Source organism: Gilliamella sp. wkB178 (assembly GCF_001690705.1).
Classification (GTDB): Bacteria; Pseudomonadota; Gammaproteobacteria; order Enterobacterales; family Orbaceae; genus Gilliamella; species Gilliamella apicola_K.
This window is the reverse complement of the sequence record NZ_LZGK01000001.1, coordinates 107,881-126,758: the sequence shown is the minus strand read 5'-3', so window position 1 is coordinate 126,758 and position 18,878 is coordinate 107,881. Positions and strand designations below refer to the sequence as shown.

The window sequence follows — 18,878 nt, the reverse complement described above, 5'->3', positions numbered from 1 at the left end:
CTGCTGACCATCACTGGTTTGCAGCAAGCTTTTAACAATACCTCAATAGTGATAAATGTTGCCACGCGCTTTAAATTCAACATGCTTATTGAAATGGCATAGACTCCGCAACAGTTTTTACAGCGCTATGAATCAGAAATGTGACTTATGTCTAAAACGTGAGGCAACGGCGGGCAAAAATGTTGCTCCGGCTTTAACATCTAACCAGATTTGCCGGCAACGTTGGCGCCGCTTTACTCGGCAATAATTCGCCAACAGGGAAAATCCTTGTTGCTCCATTATCCACAAAAAATAGGACTGCCATTTAGCGGCGGTATTGGTATTAATACCCAATTGCCGATTGGCGGTTTTACAGGTCTCGCCTTGTAGCAATAAATCCACAAAAGGCAACCACAACTCGCAATGAGATAACTGATGCAGTTGATATTTTTTTAGCGGATTAAACGTCCGTCGGCAGCCACGGCACCGAAAGTTAAGGCGGTGACCAATACGCACAGTGCTAAGTGATCCACAATAATCGCAAACCATGACCGATGTAGTAAGTAACTCCGTGAGCCATGACTTAAACGCTTGCGCTTGCTGACTAACCTCGTCAGGGACGGTTTGTGCAAGGTCGAGTACCGCTTGATAAAGTTCAGGTTGATGCTGTGCCAGCAATTGCCGAATAACGTTATCGCGCCTACGAGCTGCTCGCGGCGACAGATCAAACTGAGCAGCAATAAAACTGTGGGGCTGAGCGGTTAAGGTGAATGGGGCAATATCAATCAGTAATGAAAGCGGCTTAAGGCGACGGCATAACGGACTGGCTGCAACTAATTCTGGCAACTGCTTTAAAAATCGCTCGGCAGCAGGATGTTGCTCACTGGGTAAAATAGCATGATACATCGTTACGCTCCTTATAACGGTATAGACTCCGCAATACAATTAACAACCAATATAACCTAAAAAGTGAACTGTTGGAATTGTTTGCTCAACAACTGCCCAGTATATATAGAATATGTTATATTGTGTTTTGAGTGGTCGGGAAAACTAAAGCTAGCTACAGCAAATGTATTACTTGATAAAGGTGTATCAATTGAAGATATTGCTAAGATTATGGATTTGTCGGTTAAAAAGGTTGAAAAGCTTGTTAGTTAAAAATAGTAACAACATTAGATATAGATACTTTGAATAAAATAGGAAAATATATGTCTCAATTCATTTCTATACCTCGAGTTAATGATTCTCATCTCATTAAATGTCTTATTGAAGATCTCTATAAAGAAGGTTTTTTTAACAAAAATGGCGAAGTGTCTATTACTGTTGAAGGTAGATACTTTACTTTAACAAAAGCAGATTTCAATGAAAAAGGGGGTTGTACTTTACCTATTATTATTGAGTTGAAGAAGTTAAAATCTGAAAGTATTAATGAAATAAAATTAGTAAAAAGCAATCAATTTGAGATTATTTATAAGAGAGATACTAATTCTTTTGTTGATCACTTTGGGATAGAGTCTATAAATGGTGCGAGCTATAACCGTGAACCGTTAAGTGATGAAGCTATAATGTTAAGTATAAGGCTACATAGTAATTTACTTAAAAACGCTTCTCCAGAATTGAAATTAGATAATGTTTCGAATTTATTATCATCACATCATAGCCTTATATCACAACTTGAAGCGTTGAATACTGATCTAATTCAGAAACATCATGAGAATGTTAATCAATTAATTAATGATAAAAAAGCTTTTATTTCTGAACAAGAAAAAGAATTTAGTAGTAAAAAAGCAAACTTAGAAGATGAAATAACCAATTTAAAAAATAAATTAAATCAGGATTATAAAGAAAAATTAGCTGCTTTAGAAAAAAGAGAACAAAAAATAATTGATCTTGATAATACAACCGCAAGACGAAAAACAACCAAAGATGTTTTAGATTCAGTAAAAGATAAAGCTGAAAAATTTAGTTTTTCACCATCAGTAAATAAAAACTATTACAATGCATCGGCGTTAAGTGTAATATTGCTAATTTTTTCAGGTGTATTTGCTTTCTTCAGTTATATATCTATGCTAAAAACTGATCTTACTGCAGTCAATTTTACGGTGGAACAATGGCTTATATTTGCAAGAATATTTATATTTACGTTATTAACCATTTCAAGTGCTATCTATTTAATACGTTGGTTTAATGCACAAGGAAATAGACTAGCAAATATAGAGCTAGATTATCAAAAATTCTCTCGAGATTTAAGCCGAGCGGATTTAACAATTGAAATGTGTCTAGAATGGAATGATAAAAAAGAGGGACAGATTCCAGAAGAACTAATTAAAGCTATGACTAAAGGTTTGTTTGATGAAACAGATAAGCGTAAAAATTTAGATGATATACAACATCCAGCAGAACAATTGGCATCAACTCTGATAAAAAGTGCTGAAAAAATTGAATTTCCATTAGGTACAAGTCGAATTACGACAAAAGGTAAAAATTTAAAATCATAAATACACAATCAAACATTTTCCTTTACGCACGACGCCTAGTGGAACGGGGAGCCGGAGGGTTTCATTGGAAGAAATCCTCGGTCGCCTGAACATCCAAATAATAATATTGCACAATTACTTTAAAGGCGAAACTGATTGCACTAACCTATAGAAGGATCTACAAATATCTTATCGATGAGGATTATGAAGCATTGAGAGTTTGGCGATTTGAAGTTAATAACAGTAAATTAATTTTTCATTTACTGGAATTATATTTATTAATAATTAAAAGAGTAAATTTAGCTAGCCAAGTTTCATATTTTAATACATGATTAATTAGCCCTCTAGCATCGGCAATATCCAAAATGCTATATAAAATTAAATCAACATGTATTTGTTCCCTCTTAAAAAATTTTTTTATATCCTTGGGAGGATTTGACATAAACACAAATGCATCTTGATTAGGGATTCTTTTACATGCAAAATGAGCAAAAAGATTTCTAATATTTCTACGAAATTTTATTTCGATCAATTTTTCCATAGTCTCAATTTCTTGCTCTTTTTCCAAATCAAGCTTATCTAGACAATCGATAATTTTATCAATCAAATTAGGAATATCTTGTCGTTCTTTTTTATCAAAAAATAATATTTTTTCATCTTTAAGTATGTTAATACAACGCTGAATATTTAAATCCATAAAATTATAAGTTTGTATATACATACCTAATATTCTAAAATCTTCATCTGTTAAATTTTCAAGCTCATCTACTTGGAATTTTTTGAGTTCTTGTTCAAAAAAATTCGTTTTTTCTGTTCTAAATTCAGATGGTAATGCCATTTTTAGCTTCCTTAAATCATATGATTCTTATTTTTATTAAAAATAGATTGTTTAAAATATCAAGTTAAACACATAAAAGACTTTAGAATTAATTAATAACATTAGGCATGATTTATTCATCATTCCATTATAATGGTTAATCATTTAAATCAAAATGCAACTAGATAATAGTTATTTTGTAAACTATCAAAAAATAACACCAAAATATTGCATATCAAATTGATGAACTCACCCTACAACACCAACTCCGTCCCCCGATATTGCAAATCAGGATTATTGATCCACTGTTGAGCGTCAATAATCGCCAGTTCTCGGGCATTTTGTTGTTTGGTGATGTCGAGGACGTGATTGGCGGCGTTGGCGGCTAGTTCAAAGGCGGTCAATTGGGATTGTCCATTAACTAAATGCGCGGTAAACAGGCTACAAATTAAATCCCCCACGCCCAATGGACGGTGTGGAAAGTCATACAATGGTCGAGCCAGATGATAGCTTTGCGATGGCGTGGCTAATATCATTTCAAATAACTCGGTTGTTTTACCAGCATGCAGAAGATTTTTGACTAATATGGCTTGAATCGGCTGGTTTTGCAGTATCTTTATGGCTTTAAGTACATCGTTAAAAGATTTGATTTCAAGATTCGATAATATTTGTAACTCTAATAAATTCGGCGTGATGTAGTCAGCCTGTTTGATTGCTTGCTTAGTGAAAAAATCAATAATATTTTGCGGCAATGAACTGCCTTTATTGATGTCGCCACCCATAACTGGATCGCAAACATAAATAGCATTAGGATTATAAAATTTAATCTTTTTTACCGCTTCAAGGATCTCTTCACCTTGTTCGGCAAGGCCAATATACCCCGAAATAATGGCGTCAATGGATGCCAATACGCCAATTTTTTCTAAACTATTGACGATTCTGGTGATTTGCTGAGCGCCCAGCACAATGCCATCATAATCCGGATACACGGTATTACTTGATAATTGCACGGTATGGATCGGCATCACTTCGACACCTTGTAATTGCATCGTCAATGTCGAGACTTTATTACCAGCATAACCATAAACAACATTCGATTGAATGGATAAAACGGTTTTCATATAGTTGCCTTATTACTCATCATAATAGTGATAGTGACTTAAAAGATAGATGCAGATAATTGATATCAGTGCTAAACCGCAATAAAACAAGGCCAACGGCAACCAAAAAGTTTGGTATGCAAAAATAATATAGCCACCAATCATTGGGATTAGACTACCAAAAATCGCCGCACAGCCTTGATAACTCATTGACAGCCCAGTATAACGCATTCGGGTAGGGAAAATTCGGCTTAAATATCCGGCTATCACGCCATAAAAGCCGCTGTAACAGATCACATTTAATGAAATACCAATAATAAAACTGGTTTTTGTGCCTTGCTGAATAATCGGGAATAATAAGAATACTGATGCCATTGCCAAGATAGCTGAGCAAATTAAAAAGCGCGTTGCCGAGTATTTTTCAGCAAAATAGGAGATAAAAGGTTGCACCACAAAGTGGACAATGGCAATCCAAAATAGCGCATCAACAATCATGCCTTTCTCAACACCCAATGCCAGCGTGGTATAACCTATCATTAAGGTATTGGAAAAAATCCCACTAAATGACAGCACATTGGCACCAATCGAAAAAATTAATAGCGGTGTGGCTTGCTTAAAGACTTCAATAATTGGGGCGGATTCTTGCTTTAAGTTTGCTTGCTGTTTGCATGATTCAACAAACACAGGTGATTCGGTTAAGGTCACTCTGGCAATAATACCAATAATTAACAAAATAAAACTGGCTAAAAAAGGAATGCGCCAATAGCCACTATTAATTAACTCCGCAATGGGTAAACGAATGATATAAGAAAAAACCAATAAGGCTAAAATATTCCCAGCCGGACTGCCCCATTGGGCAAACGATGAAAAGAAATTTTTCAAGCCTTTTGGCGCATGTTCATTCGCCATCAAGACAGCACCGCCCCACTCACCACCAACAGCAACACCTTGTAAAATGCGCAAGGCTACCAATAATATGGGCGCGAATATGCCCGCTTCTTGGTAAGACGGTAATAAACCCACACAGGTTGTGGCAATCCCCATTAATAATAAGGTAATAATCAGCGATTTTTTACGCCCCAAACGGTCACCAATATGCCCAAATAATAAGGCACCAAAAGGACGCGATAAAAAACCAACCGCAAAGGTAGCAAAAGCCCCTAAAATCTGCACGAATTCATTATCCGCAGGGAAAAATAGTTGCCCAAAAATCAATACCGATGCCAACGCATAGATATAAAAATCATACCACTCAATAGTGGTACCAATAAAAGCAGCAAACGCCACTTTTTTAGCCGATGAATTAGACATAAACAAACCTTGGTTAAACCAATAAGTATTCTATGTGAGTAAGGAGTATGAAACTAACACAAAACCATAAATATCACAATTTGTTAACTGAAAAGAGAAGTAAAATTATATAAAAAGATCTATCGCAACTAGATCTTTTTTTAAACATAATTGTAAGTTAGAAATCAAAATGTTAAAGATTGTTCATAGCATCGAATTTAATATTATTACAAATCACCATCCTAGGGGGTGGGCTCTGAAAATATTATTAGGTAACTCTAATCACAATAAAGAAAATATAGATTTTGATAACGATCATGCACTCTACCTTTTAGCAGAGTGCATGGTAATAGCCTTTATAAAAATATTAAAAACCGAGCAAATCTCAGAAATGTTTTTGTTTTGGTGATGCTAACCAAGCAACGATAATGAGCAAAATAAAAGCGATACCTAGCATGTTAAAATAATCAATGGTTGATAACATATAAGCTTGAGTATTCACTATATTTTCTAATTTGGCGTAGCTTGCAACAGAATGCCCACCTAATTGATTTAGGGCATATTGTGTGGTTGGATCATAAGGCGTTATGCTTTCACTAAGGTAAGCATGATGTAAACTGGCATTCCTCGCCCAAATCCATGAGGTTAATGACGCTGAAAAGCTACCACCTAAGGTACGCAAAAATGCGGCTAAGCCTGAGGCTTCAGCAATTTGCTGCTGCTTAATATTGGATAAAATAATCGACATTATCGGCATAAAAAATAGTGCCACGCCTAGCCCCATAAACACCTGCACTAAAGCAACATGCTGATAATTGACTTGCGTGTTAAATCCCGCTCGCATAAAACAACTAATACCAATGGCAGTAAACGCTAAACTAGCCAATAAACGCATATCAAAATAATGTGCGTAGCGCCCTAAAAAAGGTGTTAATAAAATAGGAATAAATCCAATCGGAGCGGCAGCCAAGCCTGCCCAAGTGGCGGTATAACCCATTTGGGTTTGCAACCATTGCGGTAACAGCAAGTTAATACCAAAAAAGCCAGAATAACCACATATCAATAAAAAACAACCAATGCTAAAGTTTCTATTAATAAACAGTTTTAAGTTAACAATAGGGTTGGCATCGGTTAATTCCCAAATGATAAAAAAGGCAATACCAATAACAGCTATCACCGAACCAAAGATAATAAAGTTTGATTCAAACCAATCCAGATCATTACCCTTATCTAATACAATTTGTAGCGCGCCGACACCAATCACTAAACTGATTAATCCAATATAATCAATGGGTAGACGTGAAATTGTTTGTGGTTTAGCTTTCATCTGTTGATAAGCAAAAACAGCCGCAAAAAGGCCAAAGGGGATATTGATAAAAAATATCCATGGCCAGGTATAATTATACGAAATCCAACCACCCAATATTGGCCCGGCAACTGGAGCAACAACGGTGACAATACTTAAAATAGCTAGTGCCATACCCCGCTTAGCAGGGGGATAAATTGCTAATAACAGCGATTGTGCAATTGGATAGAGCGGCCCCGCCACAGCACCTTGTAGGCAACGAAAAATAATCAGTTCGGTCATACTGGTGGCAATACCACATAAGAAAGAAGTAATAACAAATAACAGTACCACACCAATAAATAATTTAACTTCGCCGACTCGCCTTGATAACCAGCCAGTAAGTGGTAGTGTGATTGCATTACATACTGCAAACGAGGTAATAACCCAAGTCCCTTGTTCTGAACTAACGCCCAGATTTCCTGCAATAGTGGGTAAAGCCACATTCGCAATTGTGGTATCAAGCACCTGCATAAAGCTGGCAAGCGAAATAGCAATTGTGGCTAAAACAAGATTCGCGGGTTTAAATAAAGCTTGTTGTGAATTCATCATTATTTATCTGTATTCGCGTTTTGGACAATAATCTGCTTAATCATGTTTTTGGCTGCAACCAATTGTTGATGATAAATATCGGTTGAGAATACCGGTGTAGCCGGTGATTGCTGTGCCAGAACCGCCCCATCTTGGTTATGTAAATCAACTTTTACATCCATTGATAAGCCAATTCGTAGCGGATGCTGTTGCAGTTCTTTAGGATCTAATTGAATTTTAACTGGCACGCGTTGTACTATTTTAATCCAATTACCCGTGGCATTTTGAGCCGGAAGTAAAGCAAAAGCACTGCCTGTACCCGCACCTAAACTTGCAATTTTGCCGTGATATACCACATCACTATAGATATCGGCTTTTAAAGTCACTGGTTGACCAATACGCATATGTTGCAATTGGGTTTCTTTAAAATTGGCTTCAACCCATACTTGATCAAGTGGAATAACCGCCATTAACGGTTTACTTTTTTCAACATGTTGCCCAACTTGAACGGAACGTTTAGCAATATAACCTGAAACTGGCGCAATTAAATCACTTCTTAACCAGTTTAAGTAAGCTTGTTCTAGTTGCGCCGATGCGGTAACAATATCAGGATGGGTGTCAATTTTGGTATTATCAATTAACACCTTATTACTTTGCAGTTGTTGTAAGATGCTATTAAAATTAGCCTGCGCTTCTTGTAGTGTCGCCCGTGAATGTGTTAGCTCTTCATGAGATATGGCACCTTGTGCAATCAGTTTTTTTCGGCGCTCATAATCTTGTTCCGCTTTCTCTAAAGTTGCTTGACTACTATTAAGCTGCGCTTGATAGCTATCGACAGTGCGATATAAGCTCCGCACTTTGCGCACACTATTAGCTAAATTCGCTTTAGCTTGTTGCAGGGCTATCTCGGTATCATTAGGATCGAGTGCCACAAGGATCTGTCCTTGCTTGACCAAATCACCATCATCGGCAGTTATACTCACTACTGAGCCGTCAATCAACGGCGTGATTTGCACAATATTACCATTTACGTAAGCATCATCCGTAGTTTCATACCATCGTCCATAAAACCAATACCACGCGAGGATGATTAAACCACTTAATAAAATAATCACCAGTAAAATAGTGAGCGTTTTTTTGCGTTGTTGCGTCATTTTTTGTTTATCTTTTATTTGTGCTGTTGTCATTGAGTTCGTCTATGTTGTTATGTTCAAAGTTGTTGGCTAAATAGCCGTTAGTGAGTAACATTTTTTTAAGCAATGCTTGTAATTGCATTATTTCTGCATGACTTAATTGGCTGGTTAATTGATTAAAAGCATTGACCAAAATTGGGAGGATTTTTTACTTATTTATTCACCTTGTTGAGTTAATACGATCTTAATTCGCCGTCTATCTTGTTTACCTCGGATGCGAATAAAAAAACCTGGTTGTTCTAAACGATCGAGCCAACGCCTTATTGCTGCATTATCAATAGGTAATGCTTGACTAAGTGCCATCGGTGTTATCAAATTTCTAAAAACAATATGAAGTAATGTTTTTTATTACGTGGATGTCAGTCCATAAGGCATGGCATTTTGATCAATGATTTTATCTTTACAATTATCGGCAAAATGCAGCAATTGACCTCAAGTGCCCCTTTGGCAATAATTTCTGAGGTATCATACATAATCTTCAATGCAGAAAAATTATGGAAGCGACAATTTAATTAACCAGCCAATATTTGTCAAGTTAACGATATGTTAAGTGATAGTAAACGCAGTAACTTGAATTTTAAAAATATTTAACATTTGTAAGGGAATTGTTTATCGTTTGGTTATGGTAACTTAATTATTTGAATTCGTTAGGTTGCGAGCGTTTTATAATTTGGTGATTATTTTAATTACGGAGTTAACGCTCGAGTTAAGGAATTTTAACTTTGCGGAATGCTGTCGGTTTTTATCCCCGCTTAAGTGGTGCCGAGGGAGGTAATTGGCATAGAACAGCCGGCAGGAAGCCGGATGAGCCGTGGGCGCATAGGGAGGTGCGATACGCGGCGGTTCGTTAAGTGCCAATTAGCGAGCGAGGGCAGTCACGCAGTGACCACTACTTCCCGCGGGGTGTGGGGAGATTGTTAAGAGGGATTCACACCAATCCCTCTTAACGCGGACGCGGCAGCGTGACTAATTAGCTATTTTTTATACTGAAACATACCGCTCTCAGGAAACATCTTAACAAACATAAAAATGCCAGCTTTGATTGCTGGCATTTTAAAAAGCGGCTCGGGTTGCCCCTGCCGCTGCAACCGTCCTTTGGTTGCTTAAACTTATTACCCCTTATTAAACACCCGTGACTTAAGGATTAAGGACTAAGAACTAAGGACTAAGGATAGGCGCAAACCCCATTGCTGCTATTGCTCGGGAGGTAGCCGTAAACGTTGCCGACGTCCGAGCCGATAGCGAACTGGTACGTACCGTTGCTGTCGCTTGTCCAGTAGTTGTTGTTGAGGAAGCCGGCATAGGTATAATTGTACATGCGGCCCCATTCGGTGAACAAACCCGCACCAATATTACGTTGGTAATACCTAGTAGTTGATGGCGGTGAACCTCCTGTCCAAGAGCTTCCAGTTGCGTTAGTTAAGTCTTTGACCTGGGGCAGACGGTAACCGCCGCCTAAACTACTACACCAGGATGAGTGGTTAGGATAATAATCATATTTATATCCGCGGTTGACAAACCACTGTTTTAACACAAAACCATATTTTAATACCTCGTTATTACTACTATCTTTACCGACTAACACGAATGTCTGTGGCAAGGTGGGAGTAGCGATACTTCCCGGTGTGTCTGATTCTTGTTGGGCTGCTGTTGCCGCCGGACCAGTGAGGGTGACGCGGATGTCATTAGCATTATCGGGGGATGGCGTCATGGTAGCGGTAATACCTCCTTGGCTAACTGTTGGCCATGTCAATGCTGAACCATTAATACCAACTATGTCTAAATCAAAATACAGATTATTAGCACCGGTAGTCGGGAAGTTACGACTGTAACCTGATGATTCAGTGGATTGCACCAAGAAGCCTTTATCTGGGCTCCAGATAGTGGCGGGGCCGGCGTTGCGGCCGGTGCCATAGGTTAGATTTGGCATGGCGTAACAGATGGTAGGTGCAGCTTTAGGACTGATATAATAAGTGGCTGTACCACCGCTGAAACTACTACTATTAGGCAGCCCATACTGGGTGGTTAAACTACCAGCAGTGCTGGTTAATGCCACTTTATAAGGCGCTTTACATAAATCTAAGGTAGCACTACGACTCACGACTTGATTGTCTTTATCGGTAATACTCACGCTTAAAGTACCGCTAGCGGTAACACCATTAGCACCCTGACCATCACCATCATCATCACCCCAATAATTATACGGGGCACCAATTAGAGCGCTTAAGGCGATGGAATTGGTATTGCTAGGCACCAACATACCAATATCGGTAAAGCGCTGGTTGGCTACCCTGAGCACTATTGGGTTGGCTGCGGTTGAGGTATTATGGCTCGGTGTGTAGGTGGTTTGAGTAGTACCGTCGGAGATGGTAATACCTAACAGACCATCCGTAGTCGTAACCCTAGTTACCCCATTATCAAAGGTTAAATACGGCTCAGTACCATGGATTACCTGAGCGGTAGTAGCCGACAAAGCTTGGGTAGTGGTAGCATACGGCAATAATAACAACGGCATTAAGGCTAAACAACGCTTTAAGTTAAAACCTAAACGCGGTTGGCGCTTAATTGGAAATAATGGCGGTAATTGTTGATTTAAATGGCCGTATTGCCGACGGCACGGGGCTAAATCTGGGATTAAATCAGGGACTAAATTATCACTTCGGTGAAATGAGTCAACTATAGTGTGTTGAGCTAGATTTTGGACGTAAAGCTGCCAGTGCTTGTGTCTTGTGTCTTGTGTCTTCCAGTATAAGGCATGATGAAGATTCCGTCAAGTAATTTTATGTTTTATTTACACTTTTTCCATCTGAGTGCGCGAAAAATAACCTCCGTACTACTCATGGCTAAAAGTATATCGCCTTGATAAAATTTAACTACTATTTTGTTAAGTTTATTTGTAAAGAATAGTAAAGATGAAGGACTGCGTCTAATTTTTAGATATTTAAATCCGTTAGGTTTCGAGCGTTTTACGATTTGGTGATTATTTTAATTACGGTGCCGACGCTCGAGTAAGGGAATTTTAACGCGAAAATTCCCTTACAACCCAAACGCGGGCCTGCAGATGGTGGTCTGCGACTGCCCTCCGCCTTCGCTTGGTCTTAACGCACCGGTCGTGATTTGTTCCTACAAAGCACTCCCTCGGCAAACTTCCCTGTTTGCCGTGCTAACCGCCCTCAGTTGTCGGCACCATCTAACGGCCAATTGAACACCCACACCTTAACACCTTTACCTAATGTTGAATTAATTGATTTTTATGGTTGTTGTCTTTATCCCCCGCTTAAGTGGTGCCGAGGGAGGTAATTGGCATAGAACAACCGGCAGGAAGCCGGGTGAGCCGTGGGCGCACAGGGAGGTGCGATACGCGGCGGTTCGTTAAGTGCCAATTAGCGAGCGAGGGTAGTCACACAGTGACCACTACTTCCCGCGGGGTGTGGGGAGATTGTTAAGAGGGACTCACACCAATCCCTCTTAACGCCTACGCGGCAGCGTGACCAGTCCTACAAAGCACTCCCTCGGCAAACCTCCCTGTTTGCCGTGCTAACCGCACTCAGTTGTCGGCACCATCCAACGGCCAATTTAACACCTAAAAACCAAGACTATTGTGGAATTAATTGGTTTTTACTTCCCGCAGGGTGCGGGGAGATTGTTAAGAGGGATTCACATTAATCCCTCTTAACGAAAAAGTGGCAGCGTGGCTAATTAGCCGGTTTTTACACTGAAACGTATACCTCTCAGGAAACATCTTGACAAACATAACAATGCCTGCGCGTGGCTGGCATTGTTAAAAATGCGGCTCGGGTTGCCGCGACCGCTGCAACTGTTCATTGGTTGCCTATCCTTTACTACTCCAGATTAGCTTCCCGCGACTTAAGCACTAAGGATAAGTGCAAATCCCGTTTAAACTGGCGCTAGGGTAGTTGCTGCCAACATAGCCGTCGTAAGAATTGACAGCGAACTGGAACGAACCATTGCTATCACTTGTCCAGTAGAAGATGCTGGGAAAACCGGCAGCAGTATAACTGCTCAAGGTGCCCCATTCGGCGAATAAACCGGCACCAATATTACGCTGATAATTATTACTACTTGATGATGGAACGCCTCCTATCCAAGAGTCTCCAACTGAGTTAGTTAGGTCTTTTACCTGTGGCAGATAATAACCACTACCTAAATTGCTACACCAGGATGAGTGGTTAGGAACACTATCTGTTTTAGTTCCGCGGTGGACGAACCACTGCTTTAACTCAAAACCATAGCTTAATACCTCGCTATTACTACTATCTTTACCGACTAACACGAATGTCTGTGGCAAGGTGGGGGTAGCGATACTTCCCGGTGAGGCTGAACTGTGTTGGGCTGCTGTTGCCGCCGGACCAGTAAGGGTGACGCGGATGTTATTAGCATTATCGGGTGATGGCGTCATGGTAGCGGTAATACCACCTTGGCTGATTGTTGGCCATGTCAATACTGAGCCTTTAATACCACCTATGTCTAAATCAAAATACAGATTATTGGCACCGGTAGTCGGGAAGTTACGACTGTAACCTGATGACTCAGTGGATTGCACCAAAAAGCCTTTAGCTGGATTCCAGATAGTGGCGGAACCGGCAAAGTTCCATCCTGATATTTCTTGACCATTGGTACCATATAACATACTAGGCCTAACGTAACAGATTTTAGGCTCAGCTTTAGGGCTGATATAATAAGTAGCAGTACTACCGCTGAAACTACGACTATTAGGTACCCCATACTGGGTAGTTAAACTGCCAGCAGTACTAGTTAATACCACTTTATAAGGTGCTTGACAGATATCTAAGCTGGCACTACGACTCACTGCTTGGCCAACTTTATCGGTAATACTCACGTTTAAATTACCGGTAGCGGTAATACCATCAGTACCCTGACCATCACCATCATCATCGCCCCAATAATTATAGGGGGCACTAATTAAGTCGCTTAAGGTGATAGAGTTAGCAGTGGTAGGTACCAACATCTCAATATCAACAAAACTTTGATTTTCCACAGGGAGTACTATTGGGCGACCTATAGCTGAGGTATTGGTTGCCGGGGTGATGTGAGTATCGTCGGATAAGGTAATACCTAATAACCCCTCAGCAGTAGTAACTTTTGTCACCCCATTATCAAAAGTTAAATAAGGTGCACTACCATTAATTACCTGTATTGTGTTGGCTGATAAGGCCTGAGTATTGACTGAATATGGTAATAATGATAACAACATTAATGCTAAAGCTGCTTTAGGTAAGTATTTTAAGGTTAAATAATATAGCTGTGATAACCACGATAAATTTAGAGAATTAAGAGTTAAAGTGAGTTTTAGGAGTAATAGTTTAACTAAAACGTTTTTAAGAAGATTTATGGTATAAAGCTGGCGTCTAACTGAATAGTACATAGCGTTCCACCTTTTCTATAATTTTTTGTTTTATTCCATATTTTTCTCCATTACTTATAAATTGAGCTAAACTCATTTTAGCTATAAAAAGTATAATTCTTTGATAAAAAATTAACTACTTCTCAATCTAAAATATTTGTAAAATAAGTGTAAATACCAGTATAAATAGTAGGTGATTTTACTCGGCATGTAGCGTGTAAAAAACAAACAATTCCTTTTATCCCATGCCAATAAAGGCTTTAAAGCCAATTTATGGATACACGCCATTATCGAACCCAATGTATCCGGTTTTATACTTAATTTGGGTTGGTTTGAACAAAAGTTGGTTGAGTAGTAAAACAAAAATTAAGGTTTGTATAAAAAAGCTTTATGCATGCCCAACTTATTGAAAATATTTACCATTTTTTATAATGGAACGGATATCTATCAGCAAACACCTTGATAGGAGTTATTGGGTTTTACTAATTATATTCCGTTAGGTTTCGAGCGTTTTATAATTGAGTGTGTCTTTATCCCCCCGCTTAAGTGGTACCGAGGGGGTGTGGGGAGATTGTTAAGAGGGATTCACATTAATCCCTCTTAACGCCTACGCGGCAGCGTGACTAATTAGCCAATTTTATACGCAAACATACCCCTCTCAGGAAACATCTTGACAAGCATAAAAATGCCAGCGCTGTGGCTGGCATTTTTTCTTTTTTTTCGAGCCGCCAACACCGCCGTTGGCGTTGTCGGTCGTTAGCGGTTGTCGCTAAAGCAACTACCGCTCTTTACTCGCCAACTCTGTCGGCTCGGGTTGCCCCTGCCGCTGCAACCGTCCTTTTATTACTTAAACTTTATTACCCCTTATTAAACACCCGTGACTTAAGGATTAAGGACTAAGAACTAAGGACTAAGGATAGGCACAAACCCCGTTAAGGCTGAGGTAGGGATTGCGGCTGTAAACGTAGCCGTTGTCCGAGTAGACATAGAACTGGTTCGAACCGTTGCTGTCACTTGTCCAGTAGTTGAGGACGAAGCCGGCAGCGGTATAATAGTACATGTTGCCCCATTCGGTGAACAAACCCGCACCAATATTACGTTGGTAACCATTCCAATTTGATGACGGCGTGGCGCCATCTATGCCATTAACGCATGGAAACCTACTATCCACACCACACTTCGAGTTAGTTAAGTCTTTGACCTGGGGCAGACGGTAACCAAAACTACTACACCAGGATGAGGTGTTAGGATAAGTATCTTCTTTAGTTCCGCGGTTGACGAACCAATGCTGTAACTCAAAACCATATTTTAATACCTCGTTATTACTACTATCTTTACCTACTAACTCGAATGTCTGTGGCAAGGTGGGAGTAGCGATACTACCTGGTGTGGCTGAACTGTGTTGGGCTGCGGTTGCCGCCGGACCAGTAAGGGTGACGCGGATGTTATTAGCATTATCGGGGGATGGCGCCATGGTAGCAGTAATACCTCCTTGACTTACTGTTGGCCATGTCAATGCTGAACCATTCACACCACCTATGTCTAAATCAAAATACAGATTATTAGCACCGGTAGTCGGGAAGTTACGACTGTAACTTGATGGTGTAGTTGATTGCACCAGGAAGCCTTTTTTCGGGTTCCAGATAGTGGCTGGACCAGCGAAGTATACTCCTGATATTTCTTGATTATTGGTGCCAAATTGCAGATTCGGCCGGGCGTAACAGATTTTAGGCACGGCTTTAGGACTGATATAATAAGTGGCTGTACCACCGCTGAAACTACTGCTATTAGGCAGCCCATACTGGGTGGTTAAACTACCAGCAATACTGGTTAATACCACTTTATAAGGCGCTTTACATAAATCTACGCTGGCGCTACGACTCACTACTTGATTGTCTTTATCGGTAATACTCACGCTTAAACTACCGCTAGCAGTAACACCATTAGCACCCTGGCCATCACCATCATCATCACCCCAATAATTATAGGGTGCACTAATTAAGTCGTTTAAGGCAATGGAATCAGTAGTGGCTGGCACCAGCATACCAATATCGGTAAATCTCTGGTTTTCCTTGAGTAATACTATTGGATTACTTGCAGTTGAGGTATTATCGGCTGGTGTATAAGTGATTTTAGTTGTGCCATCAGAGATAGTAATACCTAATAGACCATCACCCGTAGTAACCTTAGTTACCCCATTATCAAAGGTTAAATACGGCTCAGTACCATGGATTACCTGGGCCGTAGTGGCCGACAACGCTTGGGTAGTAGTAGCATACGGCAATAATAACAACGGCATTAAGGCTAAACCACGCTTTAAGTTAAAACCTAAACGTGAATGGCGCTTAATTGGTAATAATGGCGATAATTGCCTATTTGGCGGTAATGGTGTTAATGATAGTAACTTCTGATTGGTGTGGTTGAGTTGCCGATTATGCCGACGGCACGGGGCTAAATCTGGGACTAAATTATCACTTTGGTGAAATGAGTCAGCTACAGTGTGTTGAGATAGATTTTGGGCATAAAGCTGCCAGGGCTTGTGGCTTGTGGCTTGTGGCTTACAGTGTAAGACATAACGATGATTCCGTCAAGTAATTTTATGTTTTATTTACATTTTTCCTATTCAAGTGCACGGAAATTAACCTCCCGTACAACTCTGTGTTAAAAGTATAACGCCTTGATAAAATTTAACTACTGTTTTATTGAGTTTATTTGTAAAGAATAGTAAAGATGAAGGAATTTACTTTATTTTTATGCTGGATTTGGGGCTGAGTTTTTATACTGAAACGTATTCCTCTCAGGAAACATCTTAACGGGTGTGTTGGGTTTTACTAATTATATTCGTTAGGTTTCGAGCGTTTTATAGTTATGTGATTATTTTAATTGCGGAGTTAACGCTCGAGTAAGGGAATTTTAACGCGAAAATTCCCTTACAACCCAAACGCGGGCCTGCAGATGGTGGTCTGTGACTGCCCTCCGCCTTCGCTTGGTCTTAACGCACCGGTCGTGATTTGTTCCTACAAAGCACTCCCTCGGCAAACCTCCCTGTTTGCCGTGCTAACCGCACTCAGTTGTCGGCACCATCTAACGGCCAATTTAACACCTAAAACCAAGACTATTGTGAAATGGTTTGGTTTTTACTTCCTGCGGGGTGTGGGGATATTGTTAAGAGGGATTCACACCAATCCCTCTTAACGCCTAAGCGGCAGCGTGACCAGTCCTACAAAACACTCCCTCGGCAAACCTCCCTGTTTGCCGTGCTAACCGCCCTCAGTTGTCGGCACCATCTAACGGCCAATTGAACACCAATACCTTAACACCTTTACCTAATGTTGAATTAATTGATTTATATGGTTGTTGGTTTTAATCCCCCGCTTAAGTGGTGCCGAGGGAGTTAATTGGCATAAAAAAACCCTCTGGCAGCAGCTAAATAACCGTTATGATGAGTGGGTAAATCTAATAGAGCGTAAAACGTTCGACTCACACCAGCATTTTAACTATGACGCCGAAAACCGGCTGATTAAGGCTTATGGTAAAGATCCACAAGGGCAATATGTCACCCATTATTATGATGGTTTAGGATGTCGCACAAGTAAACAAGTGACCCGACAGCATAGTTTTAGCCGCCGGACAGAGACCACCACTTTCCTTTTCGCATTGACCAACCCCTACGCTATGCTGGTCAATATGCAGACAACGAGACGGGATCACACTATAATACCTTCAGGTATTACGACCCTGAGGTTGGACGGTTTACTCAGCAAGACCCGATAGAGCTAATGGGTGGGATAAACCTTTACGCTTATGCGCCTAATCCGTTAGGGTGGGTTGATCCGCTTGGATAGCACAAAAGCACCTTTATCTTTGCCGATGGGAAAATTGCCTCCAAAGGGAACACCAGGAAGTAGACAAGCAGTCACGGAATAGACAAAAAAGGTTAAAAAAAGTGGACGATCAGGATGTTAACAATATGAAAATAATAAAGTTTAAACAGACACATGATGGTTTTTTTATGGATAGTTCAGCTTATCCAAATTATCTTAATAAGGTTAAGGACAAAATTCCTGAAGAAGCATTACAATTTATGTCAGCTAGTTGGCATTATGATCATAATGACCCAAGATGCCCTCATGATTCAAAAATTGATAGTTTAATTATTAGAGAAAATCTCATTGGGGATTTCAGAGTTACAAATATAGAGATGTTACTTTTAGGTGGATATGATAATAGATTTTCTTTGTCTTATTCTAATGCTCATAGTTATTCTATAAAAAAAAATAAGTGCGAGTGGCCTAAGGAGGATTATTCACATGGAGATTGGTTAATTGATGAAATAATTCTGTTAAATGATAATTTATTAATGCATGAAATTATATTCACGGATGCAGTAATAAAAATTAAAGCCACTGACATAATATATAAAATACTATAAATCAGGATGCCTAATTGAATAGAGGCTGGTTTAGTCCTGTAAGCCATTCTCTGTAATGGACCTCCAGTTAAAGGTGAGCGCTTAAATACGTATCTAGTTCGATGATAAAGTGAATCATCGCTACACCTTCAATTTCTTCAGGATTATAAGCTAAAGCTGTTGGTAAATTTTCAAACACGCCTAAATAACCTACAATTAACCCCATTTGTTTTTGTCCATCATCAGCATCATAGCCGATTGGTTCAGCACATTGCTTGCAGTAAAGTATGATCACGTAAAGGCTTACCTGCAAAGGCTTTAGACATAAAAAAACCTGCTTGAAGCAGGT

The 18,878-nt window shown here is 39.7% G+C and carries 13 protein-coding genes and 1 pseudogene; 3 read left to right on the top strand and 11 right to left on the bottom strand.

Annotation, left to right across the window (positions count from 1 at the left end; all coding sequences use genetic code 11):
- Positions 1–132: 132 nt before the first annotated feature.
- Entirely contained in the window at positions 133–885 is a 753-nt protein-coding gene (locus A9G13_RS00575; protein WP_065555690.1) for a hypothetical protein, read from the bottom strand.
- Between the two features lie 302 nt (positions 886–1,187).
- On the opposite strand from A9G13_RS00575, the gene A9G13_RS00570 reads away from it, so the two are divergent.
- The gene (locus A9G13_RS00570; protein WP_065555689.1) at positions 1,188–2,477 is read left to right on the top strand and encodes a hypothetical protein; all 1,290 of its coding nucleotides are present in this window, start codon (positions 1,188–1,190) and stop codon (positions 2,475–2,477) included.
- A 235-nt stretch (positions 2,478–2,712) separates the two neighbouring features.
- On the opposite strand, the gene A9G13_RS00565 is transcribed toward A9G13_RS00570, so the two are convergent.
- The 9 genes from A9G13_RS00565 to A9G13_RS00520 all read right to left on the bottom strand — a co-directional run bounded on the left by A9G13_RS00565 (position 2,713) and on the right by A9G13_RS00520 (position 16,417).
- On the bottom strand, positions 2,713–3,294 hold the full coding sequence (locus A9G13_RS00565; protein WP_065555688.1) for a hypothetical protein: 582 nt from the start codon (positions 3,292–3,294) through the stop codon (positions 2,713–2,715).
- Positions 3,295–3,527: 233 nt separating this feature from the next.
- The gene (gene pdxY, locus A9G13_RS00560) at positions 3,528–4,394 is read right to left on the bottom strand and encodes a pyridoxal kinase PdxY (protein ID WP_065555687.1); all 867 of its coding nucleotides are present in this window, start codon (positions 4,392–4,394) and stop codon (positions 3,528–3,530) included.
- Positions 4,395–4,406: 12 nt separating this feature from the next.
- On the bottom strand, positions 4,407–5,684 hold the full coding sequence (locus A9G13_RS00555) for an MFS transporter (RefSeq protein WP_065555686.1): 1,278 nt from the start codon (positions 5,682–5,684) through the stop codon (positions 4,407–4,409).
- Between the two features lie 364 nt (positions 5,685–6,048).
- Positions 6,049–7,560 carry a DHA2 family efflux MFS transporter permease subunit gene (locus A9G13_RS00545; protein ID WP_065555684.1) on the bottom strand — a complete coding sequence of 504 codons (1,512 nt, stop codon included), beginning with the start codon at positions 7,558–7,560 and terminating at the stop codon, positions 6,049–6,051.
- The gene (locus A9G13_RS00540) at positions 7,560–8,726 is read right to left on the bottom strand and encodes an EmrA/EmrK family multidrug efflux transporter periplasmic adaptor subunit (protein WP_065555683.1); all 1,167 of its coding nucleotides are present in this window, start codon (positions 8,724–8,726) and stop codon (positions 7,560–7,562) included. Before A9G13_RS00540 ends, A9G13_RS00545 begins: the two co-directional genes overlap by 1 nt.
- A gap of 162 nt (positions 8,727–8,888) precedes the next feature.
- A complete protein-coding gene (locus A9G13_RS11060) occupies positions 8,889–9,035 on the bottom strand; it encodes a MarR family transcriptional regulator (RefSeq protein WP_141670826.1) in 147 nt (48 codons plus the stop codon).
- Positions 9,036–9,897: 862 nt separating this feature from the next.
- The gene (locus A9G13_RS00535; protein ID WP_065555682.1) at positions 9,898–11,247 is read right to left on the bottom strand and encodes a hypothetical protein; all 1,350 of its coding nucleotides are present in this window, start codon (positions 11,245–11,247) and stop codon (positions 9,898–9,900) included.
- A gap of 1,359 nt (positions 11,248–12,606) precedes the next feature.
- The gene (locus tag A9G13_RS00530; RefSeq protein WP_065555681.1) at positions 12,607–14,139 is read right to left on the bottom strand and encodes a hypothetical protein; all 1,533 of its coding nucleotides are present in this window, start codon (positions 14,137–14,139) and stop codon (positions 12,607–12,609) included.
- A gap of 889 nt (positions 14,140–15,028) precedes the next feature.
- Positions 15,029–16,417 (bottom strand): hypothetical protein, encoded by a 1,389-nt coding sequence (locus A9G13_RS00520; protein WP_065555679.1) that lies wholly within the window; start codon positions 16,415–16,417, stop codon positions 15,029–15,031.
- Positions 16,418–17,535: 1,118 nt separating this feature from the next.
- Between A9G13_RS00520 and A9G13_RS11285 the strand changes: the two are divergent.
- Together A9G13_RS11285 and A9G13_RS00515 are read left to right on the top strand one after the other, a co-directional pair.
- Positions 17,536–17,960, top strand: a pseudogene (locus A9G13_RS11285) (RHS repeat-associated core domain-containing protein); the annotation flags it as partial.
- Between the two features lie 104 nt (positions 17,961–18,064).
- The gene (locus A9G13_RS00515; protein WP_218059106.1) at positions 18,065–18,550 is read left to right on the top strand and encodes a hypothetical protein; all 486 of its coding nucleotides are present in this window, start codon (positions 18,065–18,067) and stop codon (positions 18,548–18,550) included.
- Positions 18,551–18,617: 67 nt separating this feature from the next.
- Here A9G13_RS00515 and A9G13_RS11110 read toward each other — a convergent pair whose 3' ends face one another.
- Positions 18,618–18,824 carry a hypothetical protein gene (locus A9G13_RS11110; RefSeq protein WP_065555678.1) on the bottom strand — a complete coding sequence of 69 codons (207 nt, stop codon included), beginning with the start codon at positions 18,822–18,824 and terminating at the stop codon, positions 18,618–18,620.
- Positions 18,825–18,878: the final 54 nt, after the last annotated feature.